Here is a 600-nt window from a genome sequence, read left to right on the forward strand (position 1 = left end):
AGCGTCAGGTGTGGGAGGGGTTGGAGCACCGGGCGTATGGCGGGGTTCGGGTGTTGCGGGATCTGGCGCGTGAGCATGGTGCGGAACGGGCCTCCATGCCCGTCGTCTTCACCAGCGCCATCGGACATCCCATGGGTGACGCGCACGGAGACTTCCCTCCGTTCGGGCGGCTCGTCGACGCCATCTCCCAGACCCCTCAGGTTCTGCTCGACATGCAGATCATCGAGAAGCAAACCGGCCTGAACGTCAGCTGGGACGCGGTGGATGCCGCCTTCCCCGAAGGTGTGCTCGACCAGGCTTTCGCCACCCTGAAGGCCCTCCTTCTGCGCCTCTCGGAGCAGGACAGTGAGGCCTGGACCCAGGTGCAGAGCCCCCTCCTGCCGTCGGGGCAGTTGGTGGTGCGTGAGGCGGCCAATGGTGCGGTGGGTGTGGTGTCGGGTGGGTTGTTGCATGAGGGGGTTTTTGCGGCTGCGGGTCGGTGGGCGGGTCGGGATGCGGTGGTGTGGCCGGGTGGTCGGATGTCGTTCGGTGAGTTGGTGTCGCGGGCGTGGCGGATCGGTCGGCGGTTGCGTGAGGCCGGGGTCCGGCCGGGTGAGCCGG

1 pseudogene is annotated in these 600 nt (G+C 68.2%); it reads left to right on the plus strand.

Annotation, left to right across the window (positions count from 1 at the left end):
- Positions 1–95 precede the first annotated feature (95 nt).
- Positions 96–600 (plus strand): annotated as a pseudogene (locus tag O3W51_RS48300) (non-ribosomal peptide synthetase); the annotation flags it as partial.

Origin of the sequence: Streptomyces sp. H39-C1, from assembly GCF_027158125.1 — a bacterium.
GTDB lineage: Bacteria > Actinomycetota > Actinomycetes > Streptomycetales > Streptomycetaceae > Actinacidiphila > Actinacidiphila fildesensis.